This window comes from Spirochaeta isovalerica, assembly GCF_014207565.1.
Lineage (GTDB): Bacteria > Spirochaetota > Spirochaetia > DSM-2461 > DSM-2461 > Spirochaeta_F > Spirochaeta_F isovalerica.
On the sequence record NZ_JACHGJ010000025.1, the window covers coordinates 1 to 1,628 of the forward strand.

1 protein-coding gene is annotated in these 1,628 nt (G+C 46.7%); it reads right to left on the reverse strand.

The window, feature by feature from the left end:
• The coding region (gene ltrA / locus HNR50_RS22060; protein WP_246434186.1) for a group II intron reverse transcriptase/maturase at window positions 1-1,003 on the reverse strand (1,003 nt) is incomplete at its 3' end.
• Window positions 1,004-1,628: the final 625 nt, after the last annotated feature.

A 1,628-nucleotide genomic window follows, 5' to 3' on the forward strand; every position in this document is an offset into this window, starting at 1 on the left:
GAGGCCTGTAGAATTGAGATATACCATAGTAGTTGATCCAGCCCCGGATATACTCATTGAGTTTCCCGATTCTGTATTCCATGGAAACACCCCACGACCGCCTTGTCAGATGTTTCAGTTTGTACCGAAAATCCTCGAAAGACGAGTCGGTCCACCGAATCTTCTTTCCCTTGAAAGTGAATCCCAGGAAGCTGCATTCCATGATCTTGGCCACTTTCGTCTTTGTTTGATTCACCACCAATTTCAGTCTCTTTTCGAGAAATACAGTTATTTCCCGCATAAGTTTGTCCGCGTCACACTTCCTTTTCGTCAAAATTATGACGTCGTCGGCATAACGCGCAAACTGCACATTTCGTCCTTCTAAATACTTATCCAACCGATCGAGGAGGATATTAGATAGGAGCGGAGAGAGTGGACCTCCTTGAGGAGTTCCCATCTCTGTTGGGGCAATTTCCCCATTTTCCAATTGAATACCGGCTCTCAGGTAACGGCCGATAAGTTTCAGGACACTTTTGTCCCTCACTTTCCCGGAAACTCTGTGCATCAGAATATCGTGGTTCACAGTATCAAAGAACTTTTCAAGATCCAAATCCACGACGTACTTATATCCCGATTTGACATAGCTGTTTACCTGTCTGACTGCTCCGTGAGCCGACCTTTCCGGTCTGAATCCGAAGCTGGAATCCGAAAAGTCCGGATCAAACAAAGGATTTAAAACCTGTGCAATGGCTTGCTGAATAACCCGATCTAAAATAGAAGGGATACCCAGCAATCTTTTACCGCCGGATTTCTTGGGTATCTCTACCCTTAAAACCGGAGAGGGTACGTAGTACCCCAAAAGCAAAGCTCGTTTGATTCTATTCCATCTGCTTTTGAGAAAGTCGGGAAACTCCTCGATAGTCATCCCATCGGCTCCCGGACTACCTCCGTTACTCTTTACCTGTTTCCAGGCTCTGTGCATGTTTTCAGAGGATAAAATCAAATCCATCATAGAATCGTTCAAGGCTGGTTTCTCCATGATTCGCCAAAAGTTATTTCGGCTAAAGCTAAAATTGTTCTCTTGAGAACCATAAGGCTCCTCCTTGTGAAATGTTAGGGCCTTCACCGTGAACCGGACATTACTCCGGGCGTTGGCTACTATGCCGTCTGCTGACTTCTGCCTGCTTATCAGACAAGATTGCTCTTGCTGACGCTGTGATAATAAGAATCAGAATCTGTGACATCTCATTTGTGTTCCGTATAAAACGGCTCATTACAGTGCGTCACCCACCGGAATGCCTGGATTTGTTTAACCGGTATCCTCCGGTATTTCAATTCCAATTCTCAGATCACCGCCTTGCAAGCAGATCTCCCCGAATAAGACGATATACTGTCCCCGGACAACCCTGTGATTTACCCTATTCCTCACCCACGGGGCATCGTCATCATTGGCTGACTCGCCTCCGGAACTGGGCCTTCTATCACATTCTTGTGCATGGGCTCCCGGTTTTGTACTCGGGCTTCCTCCAGACATTCCCTCGCGAGAATGCCCTTGCCGTCGACTAACAGTTGGTATAGCATTAAACTATACGTGGGTAGCTGTAGAGGACTTTCACCTCATGAGCATATCGCCATGTCGGGCGTACCAA